We start from the raw sequence: 26320 nt of genomic DNA, 5'->3' as shown, positions 1-26320 counted from the left end.
GCGGTTCCGGACGGAAAACCGGTTCCCACTTTTCCTGGAACCGCTCAAGGCAGTCAACCACACATGAAAAAGGCCGCTTCGCGCGGCCTTTTCTTTGCATGAGTTCCGGACTGTCGGTTTCCCGGCGGTGTTTACCCGCTCATTGCCTGTTTCCAGGCATTCACCGCATCATTGAATACGGCGCTGCCTGGAACGCCCTTTTCAAGCGTGATCAGGGCGCGGCGACCGGACGTGTATACGATCGGAATGTCGATCCATTCCATACGGCCGAGCAGAAGATTGTTGGCTTCCACGTCCGCCTTATTGTCGCTCAGCGCTACCAGGAAGAAGCCGTCGGCGATCTTGGCGGGCACACCCAACAGGCGGTTGCCGGCATCCTGCTCCGTGCGCTTCAGCGAGACACTCGCGACGCTCCCAACCGCTCCACCGGGGAAATCTTCCGGCGTCAGGAAGATCAGCTCAGCGATGTAGCTCGCCGGCAGGGACTGGTCGACGTTCCGACGGATCGACATCTTCAGGCGCATCCGCTTGCTGGGGATCGTTGCCTCAGCGTAGATGACGGGCTCGGGCGGCAGGTCGGCACCCGGCGATTCCTGCTGGATGCTCCAGACAACATTTCCGTCGCTAGCCGATGCCTGTTCCTGGATCGTGCGTTCTTCGTAGAAGATTGCCTTCTGGCCCACCGCAACAGCAGGCTGGTTGTTCCCCGCTGGCTCGCTATTGGTTTCCTGCGGACCTGCAGCAGCAACCCTCTCGCTGGATGCGGCGATGGACGTACCCTCACCAAGCGTCGGATTCTCGGAAGCAGGTCCTTCATCGACCTCCGAGCCGTCGGGCAACAGGCGCTGCGTCAGCTTGCGCTGCTGAGCGCTCTGCGAGGCAGACTGTGCGGTCGCATTCTGGTCTGCGGCTGCTGCCACCGTTTCGGCTGGGGTTGAACTGTCTGCCGCCACCTCATCACTACCGGAGCCACCGGCAAGCTCCATCACCTGGTCGCGATAGAACCAGCCACCCGCAGCAACCGCACAGATCAACAGAACGGCAGCGGCCGCAAGCAATGGCTTCTTGAGCGAGCGCTTGGCCTTTCGTTCTCGTAGTTCACGCAGTGCCGGCCGCTCGTGCAACGCGTCGAGCACGGGATCTGCAGCCGCGTTCGCTTTCTTTGCAGGTGCTGGAGGCCGCTTGACGTCGAGGTGAATCTCATCGTCGGCAGGCTTTTTCGCTTTCGGGGCTTCGACTTCTGCCTTGCGCGCGGGCTGGGCTTGAACGGGCTCATCCACCCTGTGAACAAGGTCATCAAAATTATCGTCGTGAGCGTCCTCAGTATCGAGCTCAGGCTCGTCAGTCACCTCGTCGGAGGGCTCATCGACAACAGGTTCGGGCGACGTGGGCTTCGCCGCCGCGACAGGTTCAGCCTTCGGCTGTGTCGCAACCGGTTCAGGAGCCTTCGGTGCAGGTGCATTCGCTGCAACCAGTGGCGCAGGCGCCGTGGCGGGATTTTCCGTGGTGCTCCAGCTTGCGTTCGATGGCACTCTGGAAAGAGCTTCCAGATCCCGCAGAACCTCATCCAGCCCGTCCAGCCTATCCTCAGCCGGTGCGGGAGGAGCGTATTCCGCCTCTACCTCAGCGATCGCATCCTCGAGCACCTTCATCTGGCGGTCGACGACGTGCTGGGGCGGGGGCGGAGAAACTGCCTTCAGCTTGGCTTCAATTGTGGAGCGAGCCTTCTGATAGATGCGGTCGCGCGCTTCCGGAGTATTTTCCGCCAGCGTCGCTATCGTTTTCCGCAGAACCGCAGCAAAATCTGCCATGCTTGTCTTTCCGTTCCTACCCTGTCGCTCCCTGATGGCTTCATACACAAAATTGTGGTGACTCTAAAGCAAGCTGGCGGCCCCGATACCGGGGGACCGCCAGTTCACGGGAACCCTCCATCAGTTCTGGAAGGGATCCGTCACCAAAATTGCGTCTTCGCGTTCGGGGCTGGTCGAGAGAATTGCAACCGGCGCGCCGATCAATTCCTCGATGTTCCGTACGTATTTCACTGCCTGTGCCGGCAGATCGTTCCAGCTGCGCGCGCCCTTGGTGGTCTCGCTCCAGCCTTCGAAGGTTTCGTAGATCGGCTCGAGACGCGCCTGGGCACCCTGGCTTGCCGGCAGGTAGTCGATCACCTTGCCATCAAGCTTGTAACCCGTGCAAACCTTGATCTCTTCCAGGCCGTCGAGCACGTCGAGCTTGGTCAAAGCGATACCGGTGATGCCGTTGGCGATGACAGCCTGGCGCACCAGAACGGCGTCGAACCAGCCGCAGCGGCGCTTGCGCCCCGTGACTGTGCCGAACTCGTGGCCCTTGGTGCCGAGGAAGTCGCCGATCTCGCCCGTCTGTTCCGTCGGGAACGGACCCTCGCCCACGCGGGTCGTATAGGCCTTGGTGATGCCGAGCACATAGTCGATGGCGTGAGGTCCGAGGCCGGAGCCCGGAGAAGCCTGACCTGCAACGGTATTGGAAGACGTCACGAACGGGTAAGTCCCATGATCGATGTCGAGCATCGTGCCCTGAGCGCCCTCGAACAGGATGCGCTTGCCGGCACGGCGTGCGTCTTCCAGAATGTTTCCTACGCGGTCCACGAAGGGCAGGATCTTGTCGGCGACAGACGTCAGCTCTTCCATGATCGTCTCATGCGAGACTTCAGCATGGCCGAGGCCACGGCGCAGTGCGTTGTGGTGCGTGAGAAGGCGGTCGACCTTGGCCGGCAGCGTATCGAGGTCCGCCAGATCCAGAACGCGGATGGCGCGGCGGCCAACCTTGTCTTCATAGGCTGGGCCGATGCCGCGACGGGTCGTGCCGATCTTCGTGCCGGAGGCAGAAGCGGCATCCTCGCGGAAGCCGTCGAGCTCGCGGTGCAGGGACAGGATGAGCGGGGTGTTCTCGGCGACCTTCAAGGTCTCGGGGCTCACCGTCACGCCTTGCTCTGCGAGACGTCCGATCTCCGCCACAAAGGCGTGAGGATCGAAAACAACACCATTGCCGATGACAGACAGCTTGCCCGGACGCACCACTCCCGATGGGAGAAGCGAGAGCTTGTAGCTTGTGCCATCAATGACGAGCGTATGGCCGGCATTGTGCCCCCCCTGAAAACGCACGACGATGTCAGCGCGCTCAGAAAGCCAGTCAACGATTTTACCCTTACCTTCGTCGCCCCATTGCGAGCCGACGACTACGACGTTTGCCATTCCTGCTTCCTTCCGCGGGCGAGGCGTTTGCCAGCCCTCTGATCGAAACCAAAGGCTCTATAGCGCCAAGATTGTAATGATGCGACACTTCTTTCACTGTGGCGGCAAAATTGCCTAGGTTGAAGGGTCTCTGCTGTCGATAACAGAGGAACACCCCGTAATCCATTCCTCCCGGATTGCCATGCTGTTCAAATGGGATAAGTTCCTCCGCTCAAGCCATCCGCACCAAAGTGGCAGGTTCTCTGCCATATCCAGCACAGTCATCACCGCCTCATGCACCAGTCTGCTTACGTTCTTCTTGTTCTCACCACCCTGTTCTGGGGCGGCAATGCTGTAGCCGGCCGGCTTGCGTTGGGCCATGTCTCCCCATTCTCGCTCAATCTTCTGCGGTGGGGGATCATGTTCCTCCTACTCCTTCCCTTTGGCCTGAAGCATGTCCGGCGTGACTGGCCTGTCATCCGAAAGAACCTTTGGCTCATGCTGTTTCTAGGCGCGACCGGGTTCACCGGGTTCGCAGCCATCATGTACAAGGCGCTCGAATACACATCCGCCGTGAACGTCTCGATCGAGCAGGCGGCTATCCCGATGCTCATCATCGTCCTGAATTTTGTCCTTTTCCGGCTCAAGGCGACATGGCTGCAGATTTTGGGTTTTGCGATCTCGCTCGTGGGCGTGGCGCTGACTGCCACCCATGGCGAGCTTGAGCGACTGGCGCAGCTTGACCTCAACTTCGGCGATGCGCTGATGCTCCTGGCCATGTGCTGCTATGCTACCTATACCGCGATGCTGCGGCTGAGGCCGCAGATCCACTGGCTGAGCACGGCGACGGTCTTTTCGTTCGCGGGCTCTCTGGCGGCCATACCCTTCCTTTATTGGGAATATGCAACCGGCAATGCCTTCATGCCAGACCTGCAGGGTTGGGTGATCGCCTTATACGCCGCGGTGTTTCCATCGGTGCTGTCGCAGGTGTTCTTCATCCGCGGGACGGAGCTTATCGGCAGCAACCGCGCCGGGCTCTTCGTCAACCTCATCCCCGTGTTCGGGACGCTGCTGTCAGTCGCAATCCTTGGAGAAGCGCTCCACACCTACCATGTAATGGCGCTTGTCTTCGTGGTGATCGGCATCACGATCGCCGAGTGGAGCGGACGTCGCGCTGCAGGCGCCAAACTTCCGTAAATAAGAAGAGCCGCGAAGCGGGAGCTTCGCGGCCTTTGCATTCGTATCAGTGGCAGGCCTGATCAGGCGCCAATGTTGAAACGCAGCGGGCGTGCGGCGTTGATCTTGCCGGTTGCCAGAACTTCGTCGATGAACGCCTGCGGAACAGCCTCATCGAGGTAGAGCAGAGCGATCGCATCGCCACCCGGATGGTCACGGCCGAGCTGGAAGTTGGCAATGTTGATGTTGTGCTTCGCGCAGATCGTGCCGAGCAGACCGATGATGCCAGGCGTATCCGGATTGGTCGTGTAGAGCATGTGCTCGCCAACCTCAGCATCAAGATTGATGCCCTTGATCTGAATGAAGCGCGGTTTGCCGTCGGAGAAGCAGGTGCCTGCGATGGAGCGGGTCCGCGTCTTCGACTTGACGGTCAGCTTGATGTAGCCGTCGAACACACCGGACTTGTCGCGCTTGATCTCGGAAACGATGATGCCACGCTCCTTCACCATGATCGGCGCCGACACCATGTTCACATCGGAAACCTGCGGGCGGATGAGGCCGGCAAGGGCTGCGCTGATCAGGGCGCGGGTGTTCATCGTGGCGGTCGAGCCGTCGAACAGTATCTCGATCTCATCGATCGGTTCGTCGGTCATCTGGCCAACGAAGGAGCCCAGAACTTCGGCGAGCTTCACGAAAGGCTTCAGGCGCGGTGCTTCCTCAGCCGTGATCGAAGGCATGTTGATCGCGTTGGTGACGGCACCCTTGGTCAGGTAGTCCGACATCTGCTCTGCAACCTGCAGGGCAACGTTTTCCTGAGCTTCCGTGGTGGATGCGCCGAGGTGCGGGGTGCAGACGACGTTCGGCAGATTGAAAAGCGCGCTGTTGGTGGCGGGCTCTTCTGCGAACACGTCGATACCAGCGCCGGCAACCTTGCCGGACTTCAGGCCTTCAACCAAGTCAGCTTCGACAACCAGCTCACCGCGGGCGCAGTTGATGATGCGCACGCCGTCCTTCATCTTGGCGATGGAGGCAGCATTGATGATGCCGCGGGTCTTGTCGTTCAGCGGCGTGTGGAGCGTGATGAAGTCAGCGCGGGCGAAGAGATCGTCGAGCTCAACCTTTTCAACACCCAGCTCTTCCGCACGGTCTGCCGAGAGGAACGGATCGAAAGCGACGACATGCATCTTGAGGCCGACAGCGCGCATTGCAACGACCGAGCCGATGTTGCCGCAGCCGATGATGCCCAGCGTCTTGCCGGTGATCTCGACACCCATGAAGCGGTTCTTTTCCCACTTGCCGGCATGGGTGGAAGCGTTTGCTTCCGGGATCTGGCGGGCAACGGCGAAGAGCATCGCGATTGCATGTTCTGCAGTCGTGATCGAGTTGCCGAAGGGCGTGTTCATGACGATGATACCGCGGCGCGATGCAGCCGGGATGTCAACGTTGTCGACGCCGATACCAGCGCGGCCGATAACCTTCAGGTTGGTCGCAGCTTCGATCAGCTTTTCGGTGGCCTTGGTGGCCGAGCGGATGGCGAGACCATCGTACTTGTCGATGACGGACAGGAGCTTCTCCTTGTCCTTGCCGAGGTTCGGCTCATAATCGACTTCGATGCCGTTCTTGCGGAAGATCTCAACGGCGGTTGGCGACAGTGCATCGGAAACGAGAACGCGAGGTGCCATATCAGGGCTCCTTCTGAGCATCCATCATGCCGGGAATAGCCGGATGTACCTGGATGCGGTTTGACAACAGCAGAATTGCGAGGAGTTGATGGGGCTGCGTCGCTACGCAGCCCTCTGTATCAAGCGGCCTGCAGAGCGGCCTTCTGTTCCTGGAATGCCCACTCGAGCCATGGCAGGAGTGCTTCCAGATCAGACTTCTCGACCGTAGCACCGGTCCAGATGCGCAGACCGGACGGTGCGTCGCGGTATGCGCCGATGTCGTAGGCGACCTTTTCCTTCTCGAGGCGGGAAACGATGCCCTTGGCGAAAGCGGCCTGTGCGTCGGCGTCCAGCTTGTTGACGGCTTCGTCAACGATCGTCAGGCAGACCGACGTGTTGGAACGGGTGGCCGGATCCTGAGCAAGGTTTGCGAGCCAGGTGCTGGACTCAACAAAGTTGTTCAGCACAGCAGCGTTTTCGTCGGCACGAGCGACCAGAGCGTCGAGGCCACCGAGCGACTTCGCCCACTCAAGCGCATCAAGATAATCTTCCACGCAGAGCATGGACGGCGTGTTGATCGTCTCGCCCTTGAAGATGCCTTCGATCAGCTTTCCGCCCTTGGTCATGCGGAAGATCTTGGGCAGCGGCCAAGCCGGCGAGTAGGACTCGAGGCGGGCAACCGCGCGGGGCGAAAGGATCAGCATGCCGTGACCGCCCTCTCCGCCGAGAACCTTCTGCCAGGAGAAGGTAACGACATCGAGCTTGGAGAAGTCGAGACGCTGAGCAAATGCAGCCGAGGTGGCGTCGCAGATGGTCAGGCCCTGACGGTCAGCCGGGATGAAGTCAGCGTTCGGAACGCGAACGCCGGAGGTGGTGCCGTTCCAGGTGAAAACAACGTCGCGGTTGAAGTCGACCTGCGACAGGTCGGGCAGCTTGCCGTAGTCAGCCTCGAAGCGGCGGACGTCAGCGAGCTTCAGCTGCTTGACAACATCGGTAACCCAGCCAGAGCCAAAAGACTCCCAGGCGAGCATGTCGACACCGCGTTCGCCAAGAAGCGACCACAGAGCCATCTCGACAGCGCCAGTGTCAGAAGCAGGTACGATACCAATACGGTAATCAGCGGGGACCTGCAGAACTTCACGGGTGAGTTCGATGGCGCGGGCAAGCTTTTCCTTGCCGACCTTGGCGCGATGCGAGCGGCCAAGGGGAGCGTCTTTCAAAGCATCCAGCTGCCAGCCGGGGCGCTTTGCGCAGGGTCCAGAAGAAAAATTGGGATTTGCCGGGCGCGAAGCCGGCGCAGCGAGCGTAGTCATGTTGAACCTATCCTTTCAGATAGCACGCTCCTCGGTGGGGAGGAGTGGCCCGCCGCTGGAAATATAGGAAGGCAGAAATCGGCGCAAGGGCAAAAGTTGAGCCGCCCGAAAATCGCTATGATTTTTCAGAAATGCGCGCAGCGACGAAATCAGAAGGCAATGCGCAGGCCGAGACGGATCTCGTGCGTGGAAATATTGTCGTGCTCAGCCTGTAAACCGGTTGCGCCTGCACTGGCGACGTCCCAGCCGTACATGCCACCGCCGTCGATGTTCAAGTAGCGGTAGCCGATGTCGAGCTTGAGGGTGTCAGTGACGTCGTAAGCAACGCCGGCCATCAGCGCGTAGGTCGGACGCCAAGCTGATTCGCCCGGATGAGACGTTACCGCGCTGCCGTCACAAAGGATGCCGCCGCAGCGATTCTGCGTCTGGATGTCGTCCCATTTCAGATACGTATAACCTACACCCGCTCCTACATAGGGCGTCAGGCCGATGATGGTGCCGAGGTCGACATAGGCGTTGGCGAGGACGGAATAGCCTGCGAAGTCGGCCCGAGCGGTCCGCTCGCAGTCGACGGGGGCGGAAGGATCGCAGGCGCCGCTGCCATCGAAGGCCGCGGAGATACGGCCGACAGTCACATCGGCACGAAACATGTCGGTGAAGGTGTAGCCGACGCCAAGGTTGAGGCTCACATCCTTGGAGAAGTCCCCTGCCCCGGATTGGGTCGTGTAGCTGCTGCCGTCGAATGTGCGATAGCTGGTGTCGGCATTGACCCCAGCGTTATAGCCAATGTCACCGCGCGCGTACCAGCCGGTCACCGTTTCGATGCCGGCAAGTTCCGGAACGTCTTCCATCTCGATATCGGCTACAAGGTCCGCCGCCATGGCCTGTCCGGCCAGCAGAACTCCCCCAAGCACAACAGTTACACCGACATTTCGAAGATAACGCATCCCAAGACTCCACAGCGCGGCAGAGCGCACTTACTGGTTCTGCCGACACACGCAGTGTTAACCATGAGCGTTAATGCACGGTTAAGGATAATAATTCGTTACCAGGCCGAGGACGATTTACGCGCAAAAAAGCCGCCGTGCTGAGAGCACGGCGGCCTTGGTGAGATGCAGATAACGGTAAGTGTCAGTACTTGTAGACCGGAGCCGGCGCTTCGTAGGAAGGCTGCTCGAAGGCAACTTCCTGCGGCTGGGCCGCGCAGTTCAGGCTCGGTCCGCCGAACGAGTAGCGCAGGCCAGCGCGTGCCTCATGGACATTGAAGCCCCTGTCGAAGCCCGGGCCTACCGCGCCAGCAAGGTCAAACGTCCTGCCGCCATGGATGCGGGTGAACCGGTACCCGGCATCAAGCTCCAGCGTGTCGGTGAGGCAGTAAGATGCACCGGCCATCAGCGACCAGGCGAAACGCCAGCCCTTGCCGCCGCGATGCACCCACGAGCCGTCCTCGGTCTCGTTGGTCAGATCGTTCCACTTGACCCACGCGCCGCCGATACCGCCACCGACATAGGGTGTTACGCCAGCATAAGTGCCGAGATCTACGTAAGCGTTCGCCATCACGAGCAGCGCACGATAGGAAGACCAATCGGACGAGGTGCATGGGTCGCCGGAAGCACATGTGCCCGAGGTCGAGCCGCGGAAATCAGACTTGAACCAGTAGTCGGCCGTCAGATCCGTACGCAGGTGGCGGTTGATCTGGTAGCCGACGCCAGCGCCGAGCGACCATGCGCCACTCAGATCGGTCCAGGTGAACTGGTTCGTGCCTGGGGCAACCTCACCGGCGCCATAGGTGATGTATTCGATCCCGCGCACCTGCGACCAGTGATGGTTGAGGTCTCCACGCAGATACCAGCCGCCGGCGGTTGAGTAGCTGTCCTGCACCGATGACTGTGCGAAGGCCTGCGGGGGTACGTCAACCGCCGAATACTGCACCGGAATATCCGCGGCCAGCGCGCCGGATGTTCCCAAGAGCAATGAAGCAACAACGAAGAGTTTGAGTTTTCTGTGCATGTCCTTTTCCCCACGGGGCATGCGCCTACCCAGCGCCCCAAGCCGGTCTGTTATGGTTAATCGTCGGGTAAAAAGGTTAAGTCCGGATTAACCGTAACCAAAAAGGTTAGTCCACGGTCGTCCTTTCGCGGTATACGGGTAAAATTACGGAAGTCGCTCGTGCTAGTCGAGCCGGCACAAAAAAGCGGACCAACCCATCAAGATTGATCCGCTTGATAGAGAGTGTGGCTGGTTCAATCAGGCGACGTTGCGGGTTTCACCCAGAGCGTCGATGATGTCGTCCACCACAGCATTGACGAGATCGAGATCATCGCCTTCCGCCATGACGCGGATCAGCGGTTCCGTTCCAGACGGACGGATGACCAGACGGCCGCTCTTGCCGAGCTTTTCCTCGGCGGCAGCAATGGCCGATTTGACGTTCGACCGCTCCAGCGGCTTGCCGCCCGAGAAACGCACGTTCTTCAGAACCTGCGGAACAGCTTCAAACTTGCGGCAAACCTCGCTCGCGGGCTTATCCTGATGCTTGATGCAGGCCAGGACCTGCAGGGCCGTCACAAGACCGTCACCGGAGGTCGAGAAATCCGACAGGATCACGTGGCCGGACTGCTCGCCGCCAACGTTGAACCCATGGTTGCGCATGTGCTCAACAACGTAGCGGTCACCGACCTTCGTGCGGTGGAGATCAAGACCACGGCCGTTCAGGAAGCGCTCGAGACCGAGGTTCGACATCACGGTGGCGACAATGCCGCCGCCAAGGAGCCGCTCGTCCTCATGCCAGGATTGCGCAATGGCAGCCATAATCTGGTCGCCATCGATGATCGCGCCATTCTCGTCCACGATCACGACGCGGTCGGCGTCGCCGTCCAGCGCAATGCCGAGGTCGGCACGAACTTCATGAACCTTTTGCACGAGGCTGGCCGGATCGGTGGAGCCGCAGTCGGCATTGATGTTGAAGCCGTTCGGTTCCACGTGAATCGGTACGACTTCGGCGCCAAGCTCCCACAGGGCCGATGGTGCTACCTTGTAGCCCGCGCCGTTAGCGCAATCGACAACGATGCGCAGGCCGGCGAGCGACAGGTCCTTCGGGAGCGTACGCTTGGCAAATTCGATGTAGCGGTCATCCACACCGTCGATACGCTTGGCGCGGCCCAGGTTTGAGGAATCTGCCAGCGACAGCTCGATATCGCGGTCGAGCATGGCCTCAATCTGGCCTTCGATGTCGTCGGAGAGCTTGAAGCCGTCCGGGCCGAAGAGCTTGATGCCATTGTCGTGGAAGGGATTGTGTGAGGCCGAGATCATTACGCCGAAATCAGCGCGCAGCGACCGCGCCAGCATGGCAACGGCAGGGGTTGGCACCGGGCCCAGCAGGAACACATCGACACCGGCGGCGCAGAAGCCCGACACCAGGGCGTTCTCGATCATGTAGCCGGACAGACGGGTGTCCTTGCCGATAACAACGCGATGGCGGTGATCACCGTTCTGGAAGGTGAGGCCAGCGGCCATGCCAACACGCATCGCCACTTCCGGTGTCATTGGGAAACGATTCGCCCGCCCCCGAATTCCATCAGTTCCAAAGTATTTCTTAGCCATATCCTTGGTCTTATTCAGCGGTTTCGCATTCCGTGACACAGAATCGCTTCCTTCGAACCTATCCTGCCCCCCCGGCCACAATCGAAACAATTACACGCCAACTGGGTAACGTTCGGTTAACGGTAAAGGCGAGCATGTTCAACACGCTCGCCTTTTAACTCGTCTAACGATCGACTTTGTCAGCCCTGAGGCTGAGGCTCCATGCCGGCTTCAGGCTCTTCTCCGCCCTTCTTGTCTTCCTTGCGGACGCCGGTCTTGGGAACGGCCGAACCACGGGTGGGCGGCGCATCGTCGCCCGTACCGCGGACCAGCTTTTCGCCACGGATCAGGGCGCGGATCTCTTCGCCGGAAAGCGTTTCGTATTCGAGCAGCCCTTCGGCCACTGCGATCCAGCCATCGTGGTGCTGCGTCAGGATTTCGCGCGCCTTGTCGTTCGCCTCATCGATCAGACGGCGGACTTCGTCGTCGATCCGCTGCTGCGTCTCTTCCGACATGTTCTGGGTGCGGGCAACGGAGTGACCGAGGAAGACCTCTTCCTGGTTGTCGCCGTAGGCAACCTGGCCCAGCTTGTCGGAGAAGCCCCAGCGCGTGACCATGGCGCGGGCAAGCTTCGTCGCCTGCTCGATATCCGAAGAAGCGCCGGAGGTGATGTTCTCCTTGCCGAACTTCAGTTCCTCGGCAATACGGCCGCCCATCATGATCGCCAGACGCGACACCATCCACTTGTAGCTCATGGAGTAGCGGTCGCCTTCCGGCAGCTGCATGACCATGCCGAGTGCACGACCGCGCGGGATGATCGTTGCCTTGTGGACCGGATCAGCAGCCGGAACGTTCAACGCCACAACAGCATGTCCAGCCTCGTGATAAGCTGTCAGAGCCTTCTCCTCCGGCGTCATGGCCGTGGAGCGGCGTTCCGCGCCCATCATGACCTTGTCCTTGGCGTCTTCGAACTCCTGCATGGTGACAAGGCGCTTGTTGCGGCGGGCAGCCATCAGGGCGGCTTCGTTCACCAGGTTGGCGAGATCAGCACCCGAGAAACCCGGGGTACCGCGCGCCAGAACCCTGAGGTCGACGTTCGGCGCCAGCGGAACATTGCGGACGTGAACCTTGAGGATGTGCTCGCGGCCCGAGAGATCCGGGTTCGGCACCACGACCTGACGGTCGAAGCGGCCCGGACGCAGGAGTGCGGGATCAAGGACGTCTGGGCGGTTCGTTGCAGCGATGAGGATAATGCCCTCATTGGCCTCGAAGCCATCCATCTCGACAAGCAGCTGGTTCAGCGTCTGCTCGCGTTCGTCGTTACCGCCGCCGAGACCAGCGCCACGATGGCGACCGACGGCGTCGATTTCGTCGATGAAGATGATGCACGGTGCGTTCTTCTTCGCCTGCTCGAACATGTCGCGCACACGGGAAGCACCGACACCAACGAACATTTCGACGAAGTCAGAACCGGAAATCGTAAAGAACGGTACGTTCGCCTCACCCGCCACGGAACGAGCGAGAAGCGTCTTACCGGTTCCGGGAGGGCCAACGAGCAGCACGCCGCGCGGAATCTTGCCGCCCAGGCGCTGGAACTTCTGCGGATCGCGCAGGAACTCGACGATCTCTTCCAGATCCTGCTTGGCCTCGTCCACGCCAGCGACGTCCTGGAACGTCACGCGGCCGTGGGCTTCCGTCAGAAGCTTTGCCTTGGACTTGCCGAAGCCCATCGCACGGCCGGATCCGGACTGCATCTGGCGCATGAAGAAAATCCACACACCGAGGATCAGGATCATCGGCAGCCACGAGATGAAGTAGCTCAGGATCGAGCCCGATCCATCGCTCTCAGGACGCGCGTTGATCGTTACCTTCTTGGACTCCAGCCGCTGAACCAGGGAGGTATCCCCGGGGGAGTAGGTCTGGAAGGTCATGCGGTTGTCCGAATAGGTGCCGGTGATGCGGTTACCCGCAATCGTCACGCTATCAACACGGCCATCCTGCACGTCCTGAAGGAACTGCGAATAGGCGACCTCGTTAGAGGAGCCCCGCTGCTGAGGTGTATCAAAAAGTTGATAAAGCGCGATCAGCAAAACTGCGATCATCGCCCACAACGCGAAATTACGATAATTAGGATTCATGTGCGTTCCGTGTATGCACCCAGACGGGACTTTCGCTTCAGCCTAACATAGGTACCAAGCGCATCATTGCCAAGTTGCCCGACCAGCCAAAAGCCGATTCCAGGCAGATATGGTTATTTCAACCTTGTTTATGGCGGAGCCAAGGCTTTTTCGGCAAATTCGCAATCCCCACAATGGCTGACATGGCCGACGCAACTTCATAGTCAAAGGACGGAACCAGCGTCACCCAAGGACCTAGCACCCGGTCCAATCCGACGCATATCTCGCCCGCCTTCGATCCGTCGATCGTTTCAACCAGCGGTTCGGCCGCCAGTGCCGCACGCGCGATGCTGTTCGGCAAGCCTGCTTCGGCAAAATCCCGTTGCGATGAAAGGGCTGCACCATGAGGTTTGATGACAAAGTCTTGATCGGAGGGAGCAGCAGCGACGCGGAAACGCAGGTCCCAGATCAGCCCGTCTGCGACATTTTCGTGGGGGAGATTTCTGCTCTCGCGATGCACGTAAAGATGATCGCGATTTCTTGCGACGACTGACCGCGACAGTGTGGCGCGCCGAGCGTCCCCCAGCACAGCCTTCAGGAGCTCCAGCGTACTTGCCTCGTCGGGGAAGTGGGCTGCACCGCCCGCAACCGCCAGAAGAACACGCAGGAGATAGAGGCGCGCGTCCTCAGGCATTTCCCGCAGTTCCCGGAGTGGCAGGCGGAAGAGGCCTTGCGAACAGAGGCTGACATGCTGGCGGATCCAGTCGGCCACCACGGCACCCAATCTCTCGCGTTCGTCGGCAGCGGCTCTCGCCCTGGCCAGCAGATGCGCAATGTCGGCCTCGGTCAGCGCCTGCCGCACGCGGACGCGTTCATAGTGTGGGTCCGTGTTGGACGGATCATCAATCCAGCTCACCGCCCTTGATCGGAGGTAATTGCGAAGCTCTTCGCGCCGCATGTTCAGGAGGGGACGGACGAACCAGACGCGGCGATCGTACAAGGTCGCGGGCGCGATGCCGGCAAGTCCCCTGCCCGTTCCGCGTGCGAGACGCATCTGCGTGGTTTCGGCCTGATCGTCGGCGGTGTGCCCAAGAAGAATGATGTCAGCGCCAGCATCGGTGGCAGCTTCAACCAGCAAACGCTGACGGGCCTGCCGCGCGGCGTCGGAAATGCCTGTTCTGGGCTTGGGTTCATCCCAGCGCATCGTGCGGTGTCGGATGCCAAGTTCGGCACATAGCCTGGCTACCTGGCGCGCTTCATCAGCCGCTTCCGGACGCAGACCATGGTCCACCGTCACGGCGAGAATATCGAGCTTGAGGCTGGGTTGCTGCTCTAGAAAATCGCGGAGAAGCAAAAGGAGCGCGAGAGAGTCTCCGCCTCCGGATACGGCCACCACGGCGCAGGACCTGCCTGCAAGATCAATGGCGGAGAAATCGGTCGTCAGATCAGAGGTGCAGTTCAGCAACCGACGGATGCCTGCTCGCGCTTCACACGTTCCTTGAGAACGTTCGAGAGGTCAGGATAGCGCGTACCTACTTCATCGAACGTCGCACAGGCAATGTCCTTCTGCTTCATCGCGGCGAGCGTCACGCCAAGCTTGAGAAGCATTTCAGGAGCCTTGGGCGAGCTCGGATAATCCTTGTTGGCCTTCAGGAAGATCTCGGCCGCTTCCTGGTGACGTCCCTGCTGAAGCACGGAGTCACCCAGCCAGAAGCTGGCGTCTGGAGCCTGCTCGCCTTCCGGGAAGCGCACCAGATAGTTGCGGAAACCCGTTTCCGCGGTCTTGTAGTCCCCCGCCATCAGGAACTCGTAGGCGTTGCGGTAGGTTTCCTGCGGATCATCGGATGACGGCAGGGCTGCAACCGCGGCGTTGTCGTTCTGGCCTGACTGAGCCTCGCCCGGCTGGGCGCCGACGAGATTGCCATTCTGGTCAAACACGATGTTGCCGAGCGAGCGGGGAGGTTCACCCGTACCCGGCTGAGGTTGCTGTTGCTGGGGAGTTACCCCAGCAACATCAGATTGTGCGCTCGGGTTTGTGGCTGGGGCCGCATCTGACCGCTTCCCACCATTTCCCCCGGCGTTCGATCCGCCACCCTCCAGCTCCTGGAAGCGGAACTCGTTGTCTTCCTGCATCTTGCGGAGCTGATCCTCCATCTGCAGGATGAGGAAGTTGAGCTCCTCAACCTTGCCGTTCAAGCGGCGGACTTCCTCCTCAAGCCCGGTTACCCGGGGATCCGTCGCCTGCGCCAGCACGATTGGCGCCTGCGTTGAAGTCCAACTCTTCACCATGGCCGGCTGCGGGCCGGCATGCGCCAAACCGGCCATTCCCAGCAGGGCAAAAGCCAGGGTGGCCACGCTGCTCAAATGGGTTCGCAACAGCATCCCTTTCTCATCATCAGAAAATTGATAGACGGCAGACAGTACCGTCGCTTCAGATTTATCAGGCATCGCGAGTTCGGCCAAATTTTGTTTGAGCCGATTATGAAAATGGGCGGCCCATGGACCGCCCATACTTCGCTTGCCGATGGCAGAGCTTACATTCCGGCGCCGCCGAGAACGGTTACAGCGCGACGGTTCTGCGACCAGCAGGAGATGTCGTCGCAGACGGCGACCGGACGTTCCTTGCCGTAAGCGATGGTGCGGACCCGGTTTGCCGGAACGCCCTGGGAGATCAGGAAGTCACGCGCAGCGGCAGCACGGCGGGCGCTCAGCGCCAGGTTGTATTCACGCGTGCCGCGCTCGTCAGCATGGCCTTCAACGGTGACCGGGTAGTTCGGGTAGCGCTGCAGCCACTGCGCCTGGCGCACTAGGGTGGCCTGGGCATCTGCGCGGATCACGGAAGAGTCCGTGTCGAAGAAGATGCGGTCGCCGACGCTGACCGTGAACTCCTGCGGAGAGCCGGGAGCAGCAGAACCGAGTGCACCGCCAGCGCCGCCGCCTGCACCCAGCCCGAAGTCAGCCGCACTGTTCGGCACTGCCTTCGACTTACAACCAGCAACCGCCAGAGCGGCAACGATAGCGAGGGCAACCGGATTCCTAGTAAGGGCTGCGATACGGCGCATGCCGTCACTCCTTCAGATTTTGAGTGGATCAATCAATGATGATTAACCATGAATGTCGTTAACAAGCATTCAATGGGTATGGTTAACAATTCGTTGCCTTTTGCCGTATGGCCCAATCAGCGAATCGTAAGCTAACGCTGAATTGGGCCTAAAGGTGGCAAAATTATTTCAAAAGTGGCGACCAGGCTGGGTCGGAACCATAGTTCGGCGTCGGAATACGCTGCTCGTTACGGCCTGTCAGGTCGATCGAATAGAGCTGCGGGTTACCGCCGGAGTTGCGGAAGAAGGCGATGACGCGGCCGTTGGGCGACCAGGTCGGACCTTCCTGCAGGTGGCCGGTGGTCAGGATGCGTTCGCCCGAACCGTCCGTGCGCATCACGCCGATCTGGAACGTGCCGCCGCTCTGCTTGGTGAAGGCGATCAGGTCGCCGCGCGGTGACCAGACGGGGGTCGAGTAGATGCCGTCGCCGAAGGAAATGCGGCGCTGGTTCGAGCCATCCGCGTTCATGGCGTAGATCTGGGCGCGACCGCCACGGTCGGAGGTGAAGACGATCTGGCTGCCGTCCGGAGAATAGGATGGCGAGGTGTCGATCGCGTTGGTGTTGGTGAGGCGGGCCGTTGCGCGGGTGCGGACATCCATCGTGAAGATGTTCGAGTTACCGTCCTGGCGCAGGAGGCTCATGATCACCTTGTCGCCGCCGGGCGAGAAGCGCGGCGCGAAAGTCATGCCGGGGAAATTGCCCACCAGTTCACGCTGACCGGTCTCAAGCTGCAGGAGATAGACCTGCGGCTCACCCCGCTCGTAGGACATGTAGGTGATTTCCTGGCGCTCCGGCGAGAAGCGCGGCGTCATCACGATGGCGCGGCCATCGGACAGGAACTTGTGGTTGGCGCCGTCCTGATCCATGATCGCCAGGCGCTTGACGCGCTGGTTGGCGGGGCCGGACTCGTCGACATACACGATGCGCGTATCGAAGTAGCCGGGTTCGCCGGTGAACTGCTTGTAGATCGTGTCGGCGATGATATGCGCGATGCGGCGCCAGTTTTCGTTGTTGGCGAAGAACTGTTCACCCACCAGCTGCTGACCGGCATAGGTGTCCCACAAGCGGAATTCGGTGCGCAGACGGCCATCCGGCTCACGCGTAACGCGGCCAGTGACCACGCCCTGCGCGTTGATGACCTTCCAGTCTTCAAAGCGCGGCGAAGCATCCGGGTTGGAAATCTTCTCGATGAAGGCCGCCTTGTCGATCGGCGCAAACAGGCCTGAACGGCGAAGGTCGGCAGCGATCACGCTGGCGATTTCAGCGCCGCGGGCATCGGCCGAGATGAAGTCGGTTATCGCGATCGGCACCGGCTCGACCACACCCCGGTTGATGTCGATCTCAACCAAAGCCCGAGCTGGCGTGAGTGTCAGTGCGAAAGTACCAAGGGCCATGCATAGGGTGGCCAGGCTTGCTTTCAGGAATTTCTGCATAAGCTCTTGCCTCTCAAGAGATCAGAACATGTCGGACGGATCGAAGTTCAGGATTATGTCCGCCCACGCTTCATATTTTTCGGCAGGCAGAGTGTAGGGACCGCACTTAAGGATAGCGCGCCGCGCCGACTCCACTGCTGCACGGTAAACGGTTGAGTTGCCATCACCCTTGATGACCTCTGGCCTACCCTCAACCTCACCGCTGGGTGAAAGCTTGAACTGGATGGAGAATTTGATGTTCTCAGCATCCATAGCCCCAGCCGGCACATTCCAGCATTGCTGGATGCGAGAGCGCAGCGCATCCATCTCATTCTGGCTGAGCTTCTGGCCGGTGTTCTTCTTGGTGCTGCCGAGCGCTGCCTGCTCGGTGGAGCGCTTTGCGCCGCCACCAGCCGACTGCTCCTTGTTCAGGAGTGCCGCGACCTCATCAAGGACGTCCTTCTTCTGGGACTCGGCCTTCTGCGTCTGCGGCTTTGGCTTTTCCGCGGGCTTTTCAACTGGCTTCGGCTTCTCGGCAACCTTTTCAGGCTGCTTCTGCGGCTCCGGCTTCGGCCGTGCCTGGGGCACCGGCGCGCTGTCGGGCAGCTGCACGTTTTCAGCCTCGGCGGTCTCCTTCGGCGTAGCCTCAGCAGGCGCTTCCGGAGTGGGCTCCTTGGGCGGCACAGGCTTTTCGGCCGGCTTCGGCGGTTCAGGGGGCGTGGGTGTGGGCTGCGGCGGCTCGACCTTCGCCTGCTCTACCGGCTTTTCCACCGGCTTGGGCGTGGGTTCAGGCGCAGGTGCAGGTTCCTCGGCCTTCTGCACGGGCTTCGGCTTAGGCGCAGGCGTGGGCGGCGCATCGGTGTCGATGTCAGCTTCGCCAACCTTCTGCGCGTCAGGAACAGTTTCAGGCCGCTTGGTCGGCAGCGGCGCAGGCTTCTCCGCCATCGGCGCCTTCTTCTCACCGATCTGGGCCTGGGAAATTTCCTCGAACGGAACGATGTCGACCGGCATCGACTCGATGTCGGCCACCTCAAACGCCTTCGGCGCCGACAGCGAGACCATGCCTACGCCCAGCAGCAATGCATGCAGTGTCACAGAAGTGGCAAAGCCAGCCTTCATGGCAACTAGCTGTCCTGTTCTTGAAGGGTTACGAGGCCAAGGTTGCGATAGCCTGCAGCGGAGATACGCGCCATCACGCGCATGACGGTGCCGTAATCGGCCGCCTTGTCGCCGCGAACGTAGATGCGCTCCTCATAGCCGGTCTTGGAAATCGCCTGCAGCTTGGCCACGACTTCTTCCAGCGGGATTTCCGTCTCCTGGATGAAGATCTGCCCTTCGCTATTGACGGAAACCGTGATCGGCTGCGTATCCGAGTTCATCTCCTTCGCCTGCGTTTCGGGCAGGTCGATCGGCACGCCGACTGTCATGAGCGGAGCGGCCACCATGAAGATGATCAGAAGCACAAGCATCACGTCGACGAGCGGCGTGACGTTGATCTCCGATACGGGCCGCCTGCGTCCTCTACGCCGGCCGCGTCCTCCACCAGATTGCCCGCCGGCAACCGACATCCCCATTATGCATACTCCTCGGCACGAGACTTCGATGCCACCTTTTCATCGATCTGGCGCGACAATATGGCTGAGAATTCGTCGGCGAAGCCTTCCATGCGCGAAGCGATGTTGTTCGCGTCGGAAGAGAGCTTGTTGTAGGCGATGACGGCCGGGATTGCGGCGAGCAGACCAATTGCCGTTGCCAGAAGCGCTTCAGCGATACCGGGTGCGACGACTGCCAGGTTGGTCGACTTGGAACCCGCGATGGCCTGGAAGGAGGTCATGATACCGATGACAGTACCGAAGAGGCCGATGAACGGGCCAGCCGAACCGACGGAAGCCAGGAAGCCAAGGCGGCCCTCGAGACGCTCAACCTCACGCGACAGCGCAAGGTCCATGGCCTTGTCGATGCGCATCTGAAGGCCGAGCGGCGAACGGGCGCCCTTCTCGAAGGACTTCTTCCATTCGCGCATGGCGGCGACGAAGATCGCGCCCATGCCGGTCGTCTTGCGTTCCGACAGGGAGCGGTAAAGTTCTTCCAGTGACTGGCCGGACCAGAAAACCTGCTCGAAGCGATCAAGCGCCGCGCGCATACGCGCAAACGAGATCAGCTTGTCCACGATGATCGCCCAGGTCCAGATGGATGCTGCCAGAAGGCCGAGCATCACCAGCTTAACCACCCACCCTGCCTGCCAAAACAGCGCCCAGATAGACAAATCACCACCCGGCGCGGTGAGCGCTACACTTTCCATGGATAATCATCCTCGTAATTCTTGGGCAGCGTTCTGTGCAGACTTGCCCCGCCCGTGTGGCTGCACCGGCGGTCTTGCCTCTGCAGTCCCCTATGCGCCTTTTTCCGGTTAAATTTGGTCAAAGGAAGGCATCGGAGCCCCGAATGCTTCTGTGATGGTATGGTTATTTATAGTTAAGAAGCCGTTACTGCGGCCAACAATCGCATACGTTCAAGGTGAGGTGTGCGGCCTCAGCTTCCGGGCGCCAAAAAGGCAGCGATCCATTCCTTGGGGAAGCGGCGCGGCTTGCCGCTTTCGCCGATGATCGCAGCTTCCACCTTCGCCTCGACCAGGAGCTCAGTATCCCGCAGGAGTTTCTGGTTCATGCGGATACGCGCGCCGGAGATCTCAGCCACTTGCGTCACGACGGTCACGATATCGTCAACGCGGGCAGGCTGACGGAAGTCAATCTCCATGCGGCGGACGATCCAGGAAAGCGCCTCGCCATGTTTGCCATCGGCAAGCTCGGTGTGATGAACGCCGGCAAGGCGGAGAAAGTCAGAACGGCCGCGCTCCAGAAACTCCAGATAGCGGGCATGGTAGACAACGCCGGTGAAGTCCGTATCCGCAAAGTAGACCCGCGCCTTCAGCACATGGCCTTCTGCCGTGAGCTTGCCGGAGATGCCAGCCAGAAGTTCCGGATCGTTTGCTGTTTCTGCTTCCATCGTTGGAACAGCCTTTCGGCCCTAGCCCTCGTCGTCCTGGAACAGGTTGATCTGCGCGTCGGCAACCGCCTTCGGCATAGGCAGGCCGATATGCTTCCAGGCGCGCGCCGTCAACACGCGACCGCGCGGAGTGCGTTGAATGAAGCCCTGCTGGATCTGGTAGGGCTCAATGATGTCCTCGATCGCATCGCGCGGCTCGGAGAGTGCGGCTGCAATCGTCTCGATACCGACCGGACCACCGCCGAAGTTTTCAGCGATCATGTGGAGGTAGCGGCGGTCGAGCTGGTCGAGACCCAGCGCATCGACATCGAGCCGCTTCAACGCCTCATCGGCGACCTTACGCGTCACTATTTCAGCACCGGCAACGGTCGCAAAATCACGCACGCGGCGCAGAAGCCGGCCCGCGATACGCGGCGTGCCGCGTGAGCGGCGGGCGATTTCCTCGGCACCTTCATCGTCCATCGGCAGGCCCAGGATGCGGGCGCCGCGATTGACGATCAGCTGAAGCTCGTCGACGGTGTAAAAATCGAGCCGGACCGGAATGCCGAAACGGTCGCGCAGCGGCGTCGTCAGCAGGCCCAGGCGGGTGGTCGCGGCGACCAGCGTGAACTTCGCCAGATCGATCTTCACCGAACGCGCCGCAGGGCCCTCACCGATGATGAGGTCGAGCTGGTAGTCCTCCATCGCGGGATAGAGAATTTCCTCGACGGCCGGGTTCAGGCGATGGATCTCGTCGATGAAGAGCACGTCGCGCTCTTCGAGGTTGGTCAGGAGTGCAGCGAGATCGCCCGCCTTTGCGATCACCGGGCCGGAAGTCGAGCGGAAGTTCACGCCGAGCTCACGTGCCATGATCTGCGCCAGCGTCGTCTTGCCAAGGCCGGGAGGACCAACGAAGAGCACGTGGTCCAAAGCTTCGCCACGTGAACGGGCAGCCTCGATGAACACCTTCAAGTTGGCGCGCGCGGCCTTCTGGCCCACAAAGTCGTCCAGCGACTGCGGGCGCATGGTAGTGTCAAAATCCTCTCCACGCTTCTCGGCGGAGATGAGGCGGTCTGCCTCGCTCATGAAAGATGCTCCATGCCTTCAGATACCGCACCTGGCGCGGTTACGCGATGGTTCAGCATGCAAATGCCTATTTCGCCAGTTCCTTGAGACCGAGCCTGATCAGTGCGCCGGTGTCCGCGTTCTCGCCCGCCGCCCTGAGTCCTGCCGCTACGGCGTTAGCCGCGATGTCGCGAGAATAGCCAAGATTGGCGAGCGCCGACACTGCGTCAGCAACCGGTGTGGGGGCCACGCCCTCCCCAAGCTCCTGCTTGAGGCCGATGGTTCCCGAAGCCTCACCTGCAAAGGCCGGAGCTTTCGATTTCAGCTCGGTGACGATGCGTTCGGCAACCTTCTTGCCAACGCCCGGCGCGCGCGAAACCATGGCGATGTCGCGCAGCGCGATTGCATTGGCAAGCTCGGATGGCGAAAGCGTGGACAGCACCGCCAGCGCGACCTTGGCGCCAACGCCCTGCACGTTGCCCATCAGCAGGCGGAACCACTCGCGTTCGAGCGCCGTACCAAAACCGTAGAGCCGGATCATGTCCTCGCGGACATAGGTCTCGATATAGAGAGTGGTCGCGGTTCCGACGCGGTCGAGAGCCGACAGGGTGCGGGCAGAACAATGCACCACATAGCCGACGCCGTTCACGTCAATGATGCAATGGTCTTCGCCGATCTCGTCGATGAGTCCCTTCAGTTTGCCGATCATGCTGCAGATTCCCTTGCAAGACGCCAGGCGGGAGACTGTCGGTGATGTGCGTGGCAGATGGCGATGGCGATAGCGTCGGCCGCGTCATCCGTGTCAAAGGTCGCCTTCGGCAGCAGCACCTTCACCATCATGTGGATCTGCTTCTTGTCGCCGTGGCCAACGCCGATCACCGACTTCTTCACGGCGTTCGGCGCATATTCCGCGACTCGCAGGCCGGCGCGCGCGGGCACCAGCATGGCGATGCCCCTCGCCTGCCCGAGCTTCAGCGTTGCGGTGGCATCCTTGTTGACGAAGGTTGCCTCGACCGCCGCCTCGTGCGGCATATGAAAGTGGAGGATTTCGGCCAGGCCATCGTGCAGCTGGCAAAGGCGGGACGCGAGGTCAGCCTTGTCATCGGAGCGGACCGTTCCGGACGCCACAAAGCGCAGCGAATTTCCGAGGCTTTCCACCACGCCCCAACCGGTGCGGCGCAAGCCCGGGTCAATACCGATGATTCGAATCGTCTCTGCCATGGCTCAACATAGCCATGGAGAATCGTATTGAAAGCAGGAGAACAAAAAATAAACAAACGCGGAGGGATTACCCCCGCGCGAAGGCTGTTTCCAGAAGCATGATCTGGTCGGACACCGGATTGACCGGATAGTCGTTGTGGTACGCCAGGCCGTCGCCGTAGATCTCCTGATCCATGCGGCGGACACGCCCTTCCAGACGAATGGAGCGGCGGATCAGGTCGCAGAATTCGTCCGGCAGCTCTTCCCAACCGGGTGCGCCTTCCTCGGGCTCGGCAGTGTCGAGGCAGACCTTGGCCTTTTCGGCAGCCACCTGCTCGCGGCTCATCTCGCCGGAGTTTGCCGCGCGCTGCAGCAGAAGCCAGGAGGCCAGCTGCATCAGGCGCGTGGTGAGCCGCATCGACTCAGCTGCGTATAGCGATGCAGCCGTGCGGGAGAGGCTTCGCACCAGAATGCGGCCGTCGCCATCGAGGAACTCCGCGGCTTCCTCAACCAGACCCATCCCCTCGTCATAGATCGGCTTGAAGGAATGCGAAAAAACCCGCCTCTCAGCGAGTTTCACCATGTTGAAGCTACCTCTAATTCCCATGGAACCCATGTTTCAGCCGATATCCGTTTGCTGCCCGCAAAGAGCAGAACCAATCCCTGTTCACGTCGTTCCACGCAAAATGCTCTGCGAAAGTGGCGATATCAACCCCCTCGCATTTTCAACTTGCGAGACGAAACTGCAGCACTGGACGCGGAGAAGCTGTGCCATTCGGGACCGTAAAAACAAAAAAAGAGCCGCAAAAGCGGCTCTCAGGAGTTTAAACAGGGAGGCGTCAAACAGAATGGCCGAACCATTCAGTCAGATCCAGACGAACTGGATATGCACAGTAATCACCTATAAAGCTTAATTTATGGTTAATATTAACGAAGTTGGTCTCAGCGCCGTTCATGCATCTTCCAGTTTGGATGCTCGCAAATTCTCATTCGTTCCTGTATCAGTCCGGATGACCACAACAATCCGCTGCCCAAATGCAGCCGGAATGGCGGGGCAATAGCCTTCTACAATGCGAGTTCGTACTGATCATGAGTAGCCCAAAGACACCCAACCGTTGCCGCGTCGTGCTCATTGCGCCCCCCGTTGGTCCGGATATTGATGCGCGTCTGCAGAGCGCCCTTTCCGGCGGCGATGTCGCTTCGCTCATCGTGCCGCAGTACGATGCCGACGATGTCTCGTTCCAGGCTCACGCCGAGCGCCTGACGCAGATCGCGCAGGCCGCCAACGTCGCCACGGTCATCGCTGGCGAACCGCGAATCGCCTCTCGGGTCCATGCCGACGGCATGCATCTGGAGGGCAAGGCTGAGGAGCTTGCCGATGCGATCGCCAAGTATCAGTCGAAGATGATGGTAGGCTGCGGCGGCATCAAGACTCGTGATGAGGCCATGGTGCTGGGCGAGATCGAGCCCGACTATGTGTTCTTCGGCAAGTTCGGTTTCGACAACAAGCCGGAGCCGCATTCGCGCAACCTGTCGCTCGGCCAGTGGTGGTCGGAGATGATGGAGATCCCCTGCATCGTGCTTGCCGGCAATGAAGTCGCTTCCGTTGTCGACGTCGCCAATACGGGGGCTGACTTCGTCGCGCTCAGTGCTGCGGTCTTCGCCGAGGGCAGCGACCCGGCAAAGATGGTCGCGGAGGCCAATGCCTTGCTCGATCAATCAGCACCAGAATTTGAAAAATAGCATGACGATCCTCCGGCTTCCTGTTCCGATCCTAGCAGCCATCCTGCTCTGCGGCGGGCCAGCGTTTGCGCAGGATGACGTCGGCAAAGGCCCGCGCCCCGCGCCGCAGGCCGAAGAAGCGTCGCCCGCCGACGCCGGGGAGCTGGAACTCGATCCCTCACGCTTCGGCGAAGTCATCGACGAGGCGTATGGAGCCTACCAGCGTGGCTACTATCTGACTGCATACCGGCTTGCTCTCCCTCGCGCTGAACGCGGAGATGGGGCAGCGCAAACCCTTGTGGCCGAACTTCTGGCCAACGGCCTCGGTATCCGTCAGGATCTGCGGGAAGCCACCAAGTGGTACGAGAAAGCGGCCAATAAGGGGGTTCCTGACGCTCAGCTTCAATATGCCCTGCTTCTGGTCGACGGCCAACTCGTCAAGCCGGACAGGGAAAAAGCTTTCGATCTGATGCGGAAGGCGGCCGACGCCGGCAAGCCGCTGGCTCAGTTCAACCTTGCGCAGATGCTCGTCGACAGCGGGAAGTTCGCGGAAGCCGTCGGTTGGTATGAGAAGGCGGCAAACGCCAAGCTCGCCGACGCGCAATATGCCATGGCGCAGGTTTACGCAGAAGGCGTTGGCGGCAAGCCGCAGGATCTGGCAGAGGCCCGTCGCTGGCTGGAACTCGCCGCCAAGAACAAGTTCGATACCGCTCAGCTCGACTTCGGCACCTGGTTGGTGGAGGGCCGCGGCGGTCCGGTTGACTTCGCGGAGGGCTTCGCCTGGCTGAAGCGGGCAGCAGATGCTGGCAATATCGCAGCTCACAACCGTGTGGCGAAACTTTACCTTGCAGGCGTCGGCGTCAATGCCGACCCGATTGCAGCGGCGGCGTGGTACATGCGGGCGCGGCAGGCTGGACTTATCGACAAGGCCATGGAAGACTTCCTGGAAGGCCTGACAGAAGAGCAGGTCCAGCAGGCAACAGAGCGAATGGAAACGTTGCGCTAGGAACGCTTTTCTCATCCGCCTAAAGGCTACACATCTTGCCTACGGGCGAGAATTGTGGTGTTGAGCAGACCCAAGCTCCGCGACATCAGTTTTACAACGGAAGATCCGTATGAAAATCAACGGCAACGAAATCCGTCCCGGCAACGTCATCGAACATGACGGCAGCCTGTGGGTGGCAGTCAAGACCAACGCGGTGAAGCCCGGCAAGGGCGGCGCCTACAACCAGGTCGAACTGAAGAACCTCCTGAACGGCACCAAGCTGAACGAGCGTTTCCGCGCTGCCGAGACCGTCGAAAAGGTCCGTCTCGAGCAGAAGGACTTCACGTTCCTCTATGAACAGGGCGAAGCTCTGATTTTCATGGACAGCGAGACCTACGAGCAGCTCGAGCTTCAGAAGGATTTCGTTGGCGAGCGTTCCGCGTTCCTGCAGGACGGCATGACCGTCACGGTCGAGCTCTACCAGGAGAAGCCGATCGGCATCTCGCTCCCGGATCAGGTTACCCTCGAGATCACGGAAGCGGATCCGGTCGTCAAAGGCCAGACCGCAGCGTCCTCGTACAAGCCGGCAGTGCTCGAGAACGGCATCCGCGTCCTAGTGCCGCCGTTCATCACCGCTGGCGAAAAAATCGTGGTGGACACGAACGAACTGACCTATCTACGTCGGGCAGACTAGTAAGCTGGAGCGCGGCCCGTTTTAACATCAGGGCCGCTCCGACATTTGGTCTATTCCATTCTGACAAGGCCGGGCGCATCGCGTTGGCCTTCTCAGACA

Annotated in this window: 25 protein-coding genes; 4 read left to right on the top strand and 21 right to left on the bottom strand. The window is 60.6% G+C overall.

Annotated elements, in window-relative coordinates; translation table 11 throughout:
* Nucleotides 1–131: 131 nt before the first annotated feature.
* The 3 genes from IEX27_RS07235 to IEX27_RS07225 form a co-directional block, all read right to left on the bottom strand.
* Nucleotides 132–1811, bottom strand: a complete 1680-nt coding sequence (locus IEX27_RS07235; RefSeq protein WP_188720278.1) for a hypothetical protein — start codon at nucleotides 1809–1811, stop codon at nucleotides 132–134.
* A 120-nt stretch (nucleotides 1812–1931) separates the two neighbouring features.
* Nucleotides 1932–3230: an adenylosuccinate synthase gene (locus tag IEX27_RS07230; RefSeq protein WP_188720277.1), complete on the bottom strand. Its 1299-nt coding sequence runs from the start codon at nucleotides 3228–3230 to the stop codon at nucleotides 1932–1934.
* Nucleotides 3231–3344: 114 nt separating this feature from the next.
* Nucleotides 3345–3590 (bottom strand): hypothetical protein, encoded by a 246-nt coding sequence (locus IEX27_RS07225; RefSeq protein WP_188720419.1) that lies wholly within the window; start codon nucleotides 3588–3590, stop codon nucleotides 3345–3347.
* Between IEX27_RS07225 and IEX27_RS07220 the strand changes: the two genes are divergently transcribed.
* A complete protein-coding gene (locus IEX27_RS07220; protein WP_188720276.1) occupies nucleotides 3504–4406 on the top strand; it encodes a DMT family transporter in 903 nt (300 codons plus the stop codon). The two genes, IEX27_RS07225 and IEX27_RS07220, sit on opposite strands and share 87 nt — an antisense overlap.
* A gap of 62 nt (nucleotides 4407–4468) precedes the next feature.
* Here IEX27_RS07220 and serA read toward each other — a convergent pair whose 3' ends face one another.
* The 18 genes from serA to rcdA form a co-directional block, all read right to left on the bottom strand.
* The gene (serA, locus tag IEX27_RS07215; RefSeq protein WP_188720275.1) at nucleotides 4469–6067 is read right to left on the bottom strand and encodes a phosphoglycerate dehydrogenase; all 1599 of its coding nucleotides are present in this window, start codon (nucleotides 6065–6067) and stop codon (nucleotides 4469–4471) included.
* Nucleotides 6068–6186: 119 nt separating this feature from the next.
* A complete protein-coding gene (locus tag IEX27_RS07210) occupies nucleotides 6187–7359 on the bottom strand; it encodes a phosphoserine transaminase (RefSeq protein WP_188720274.1) in 1173 nt (390 codons plus the stop codon).
* 149 nt (nucleotides 7360–7508) lie between these two features.
* Complete coding sequence (locus IEX27_RS07205) at nucleotides 7509–8306, bottom strand: outer membrane protein (RefSeq protein WP_188720273.1); 798 nt, start codon at nucleotides 8304–8306, stop codon at nucleotides 7509–7511.
* 184 nt (nucleotides 8307–8490) lie between these two features.
* Nucleotides 8491–9369 (bottom strand): outer membrane protein, encoded by an 879-nt coding sequence (locus tag IEX27_RS07200; protein ID WP_188720272.1) that lies wholly within the window; start codon nucleotides 9367–9369, stop codon nucleotides 8491–8493.
* A 237-nt stretch (nucleotides 9370–9606) separates the two neighbouring features.
* Entirely contained in the window at nucleotides 9607–10959 is a 1353-nt protein-coding gene (glmM, locus tag IEX27_RS07195) for a phosphoglucosamine mutase (protein WP_188720271.1), read from the bottom strand.
* Between the two features lie 179 nt (nucleotides 10960–11138).
* Nucleotides 11139–13076, bottom strand: coding sequence for an ATP-dependent zinc metalloprotease FtsH (ftsH, locus tag IEX27_RS07190; RefSeq protein ID WP_188720270.1), 1938 nt, complete (start codon nucleotides 13074–13076; stop codon nucleotides 11139–11141).
* Nucleotides 13077–13194: 118 nt separating this feature from the next.
* Complete coding sequence (gene tilS, locus IEX27_RS07185; RefSeq protein WP_188720269.1) at nucleotides 13195–14520, bottom strand: tRNA lysidine(34) synthetase TilS; 1326 nt, start codon at nucleotides 14518–14520, stop codon at nucleotides 13195–13197.
* Nucleotides 14514–15437 carry a tol-pal system protein YbgF gene (gene ybgF, locus IEX27_RS07180; RefSeq protein ID WP_188720268.1) on the bottom strand — a complete coding sequence of 308 codons (924 nt, stop codon included), beginning with the start codon at nucleotides 15435–15437 and terminating at the stop codon, nucleotides 14514–14516. The genes tilS and ybgF overlap by 7 nt, the downstream gene beginning before the upstream one ends.
* A gap of 152 nt (nucleotides 15438–15589) precedes the next feature.
* The gene (gene pal / locus IEX27_RS07175) at nucleotides 15590–16117 is read right to left on the bottom strand and encodes a peptidoglycan-associated lipoprotein Pal (protein WP_188720267.1); all 528 of its coding nucleotides are present in this window, start codon (nucleotides 16115–16117) and stop codon (nucleotides 15590–15592) included.
* Between the two features lie 163 nt (nucleotides 16118–16280).
* Entirely contained in the window at nucleotides 16281–17591 is a 1311-nt protein-coding gene (gene tolB, locus IEX27_RS07170) for a Tol-Pal system beta propeller repeat protein TolB (RefSeq protein ID WP_188720266.1), read from the bottom strand.
* A gap of 21 nt (nucleotides 17592–17612) precedes the next feature.
* Complete coding sequence (tolA, locus tag IEX27_RS07165; RefSeq protein ID WP_188720265.1) at nucleotides 17613–18689, bottom strand: cell envelope integrity protein TolA; 1077 nt, start codon at nucleotides 18687–18689, stop codon at nucleotides 17613–17615.
* A gap of 5 nt (nucleotides 18690–18694) precedes the next feature.
* Nucleotides 18695–19144: a protein TolR gene (tolR, locus tag IEX27_RS07160; protein WP_188720264.1), complete on the bottom strand. Its 450-nt coding sequence runs from the start codon at nucleotides 19142–19144 to the stop codon at nucleotides 18695–18697.
* The gene (gene tolQ / locus IEX27_RS07155) at nucleotides 19144–19872 is read right to left on the bottom strand and encodes a protein TolQ (protein WP_188720263.1); all 729 of its coding nucleotides are present in this window, start codon (nucleotides 19870–19872) and stop codon (nucleotides 19144–19146) included. Before tolQ ends, tolR begins: the two co-directional genes overlap by 1 nt.
* A gap of 230 nt (nucleotides 19873–20102) precedes the next feature.
* Nucleotides 20103–20576 carry a tol-pal system-associated acyl-CoA thioesterase gene (gene ybgC / locus IEX27_RS07150; RefSeq protein ID WP_188720262.1) on the bottom strand — a complete coding sequence of 158 codons (474 nt, stop codon included), beginning with the start codon at nucleotides 20574–20576 and terminating at the stop codon, nucleotides 20103–20105.
* 21 nt (nucleotides 20577–20597) lie between these two features.
* Nucleotides 20598–21641 carry a Holliday junction branch migration DNA helicase RuvB gene (gene ruvB, locus IEX27_RS07145; protein WP_188720261.1) on the bottom strand — a complete coding sequence of 348 codons (1044 nt, stop codon included), beginning with the start codon at nucleotides 21639–21641 and terminating at the stop codon, nucleotides 20598–20600.
* Between the two features lie 67 nt (nucleotides 21642–21708).
* Entirely contained in the window at nucleotides 21709–22329 is a 621-nt protein-coding gene (ruvA, locus tag IEX27_RS07140) for a Holliday junction branch migration protein RuvA (RefSeq protein ID WP_188720260.1), read from the bottom strand.
* Complete coding sequence (gene ruvC, locus IEX27_RS07135; RefSeq protein ID WP_188720259.1) at nucleotides 22326–22841, bottom strand: crossover junction endodeoxyribonuclease RuvC; 516 nt, start codon at nucleotides 22839–22841, stop codon at nucleotides 22326–22328. The genes ruvA and ruvC overlap by 4 nt, the downstream gene beginning before the upstream one ends.
* A 67-nt stretch (nucleotides 22842–22908) precedes the next feature.
* Nucleotides 22909–23403, bottom strand: coding sequence for a protease adaptor protein RcdA (rcdA, locus tag IEX27_RS07130; RefSeq protein ID WP_188720258.1), 495 nt, complete (start codon nucleotides 23401–23403; stop codon nucleotides 22909–22911).
* Between the two features lie 506 nt (nucleotides 23404–23909).
* Here rcdA and IEX27_RS07125 point away from each other — a divergent pair.
* From IEX27_RS07125 to efp, 3 genes are all read left to right on the top strand, one after another.
* A complete protein-coding gene (locus IEX27_RS07125) occupies nucleotides 23910–24563 on the top strand; it encodes a thiamine phosphate synthase (protein WP_188720257.1) in 654 nt (217 codons plus the stop codon).
* A gap of 1 nt (nucleotide 24564) precedes the next feature.
* Nucleotides 24565–25548, top strand: coding sequence for a tetratricopeptide repeat protein (locus tag IEX27_RS07120; protein ID WP_188720256.1), 984 nt, complete (start codon nucleotides 24565–24567; stop codon nucleotides 25546–25548).
* Nucleotides 25549–25657: 109 nt separating this feature from the next.
* Nucleotides 25658–26221 carry an elongation factor P gene (gene efp, locus IEX27_RS07115; RefSeq protein WP_188720255.1) on the top strand — a complete coding sequence of 188 codons (564 nt, stop codon included), beginning with the start codon at nucleotides 25658–25660 and terminating at the stop codon, nucleotides 26219–26221.
* Nucleotides 26222–26320: the final 99 nt, after the last annotated feature.

The organism is Nitratireductor aestuarii (assembly GCF_014641695.1).
Lineage (GTDB): Bacteria > Pseudomonadota > Alphaproteobacteria > Rhizobiales > Rhizobiaceae > Chelativorans > Chelativorans aestuarii.
Note: the sequence above shows the minus strand (reverse complement) of the source record. Positions and strands in the feature narration are given on the sequence as shown.

Bases quoted from the DNA above. Each gene is read 5' to 3' on its own strand.
- efp (WP_188720255.1), top strand. From the start codon at position 25,658: ATGAAAATCAACGGCAACGAAATCCGTCCCGGCAACGTCATCGAACAT.
- IEX27_RS07120 (WP_188720256.1), top strand. From the start codon at position 24,565: ATGACGATCCTCCGGCTTCCTGTTCCGATCCTAGCAGCCATCCTGCTC.
- IEX27_RS07220 (WP_188720276.1), top strand. From the start codon at position 3,504: ATGCACCAGTCTGCTTACGTTCTTCTTGTTCTCACCACCCTGTTCTGG.
- glmM (WP_188720271.1), bottom strand. From the start codon at position 10,959: ATGGCTAAGAAATACTTTGGAACTGATGGAATTCGGGGGCGGGCGAAT.
- tolA (WP_188720265.1), bottom strand. From the start codon at position 18,689: ATGAAGGCTGGCTTTGCCACTTCTGTGACACTGCATGCATTGCTGCTG.
- ybgC (WP_188720262.1), bottom strand. From the start codon at position 20,576: ATGGAAGCAGAAACAGCAAACGATCCGGAACTTCTGGCTGGCATCTCC.
- tolB (WP_188720266.1), bottom strand. From the start codon at position 17,591: ATGCAGAAATTCCTGAAAGCAAGCCTGGCCACCCTATGCATGGCCCTT.
- serA (WP_188720275.1), bottom strand. From the start codon at position 6,067: ATGGCACCTCGCGTTCTCGTTTCCGATGCACTGTCGCCAACCGCCGTT.
- IEX27_RS07125 (WP_188720257.1), top strand. From the start codon at position 23,910: ATGAGTAGCCCAAAGACACCCAACCGTTGCCGCGTCGTGCTCATTGCG.
- IEX27_RS07235 (WP_188720278.1), bottom strand. From the start codon at position 1,811: ATGGCAGATTTTGCTGCGGTTCTGCGGAAAACGATAGCGACGCTGGCG.
- pal (WP_188720267.1), bottom strand. From the start codon at position 16,117: ATGCGCCGTATCGCAGCCCTTACTAGGAATCCGGTTGCCCTCGCTATC.
- IEX27_RS07225 (WP_188720419.1), bottom strand. From the start codon at position 3,590: ATGGCCCAACGCAAGCCGGCCGGCTACAGCATTGCCGCCCCAGAACAG.
- IEX27_RS07210 (WP_188720274.1), bottom strand. From the start codon at position 7,359: ATGACTACGCTCGCTGCGCCGGCTTCGCGCCCGGCAAATCCCAATTTT.
- ruvB (WP_188720261.1), bottom strand. From the start codon at position 21,641: ATGAGCGAGGCAGACCGCCTCATCTCCGCCGAGAAGCGTGGAGAGGAT.
- IEX27_RS07200 (WP_188720272.1), bottom strand. From the start codon at position 9,369: ATGCACAGAAAACTCAAACTCTTCGTTGTTGCTTCATTGCTCTTGGGA.
- IEX27_RS07205 (WP_188720273.1), bottom strand. From the start codon at position 8,306: ATGCGTTATCTTCGAAATGTCGGTGTAACTGTTGTGCTTGGGGGAGTT.
- tolQ (WP_188720263.1), bottom strand. From the start codon at position 19,872: ATGGAAAGTGTAGCGCTCACCGCGCCGGGTGGTGATTTGTCTATCTGG.
- ruvA (WP_188720260.1), bottom strand. From the start codon at position 22,329: ATGATCGGCAAACTGAAGGGACTCATCGACGAGATCGGCGAAGACCAT.
- IEX27_RS07230 (WP_188720277.1), bottom strand. From the start codon at position 3,230: ATGGCAAACGTCGTAGTCGTCGGCTCGCAATGGGGCGACGAAGGTAAG.
- tolR (WP_188720264.1), bottom strand. From the start codon at position 19,144: ATGGGGATGTCGGTTGCCGGCGGGCAATCTGGTGGAGGACGCGGCCGG.
- ruvC (WP_188720259.1), bottom strand. From the start codon at position 22,841: ATGGCAGAGACGATTCGAATCATCGGTATTGACCCGGGCTTGCGCCGC.
- rcdA (WP_188720258.1), bottom strand. From the start codon at position 23,403: ATGGTGAAACTCGCTGAGAGGCGGGTTTTTTCGCATTCCTTCAAGCCG.
- ftsH (WP_188720270.1), bottom strand. From the start codon at position 13,076: ATGAATCCTAATTATCGTAATTTCGCGTTGTGGGCGATGATCGCAGTT.
- ybgF (WP_188720268.1), bottom strand. From the start codon at position 15,437: ATGCTGTTGCGAACCCATTTGAGCAGCGTGGCCACCCTGGCTTTTGCC.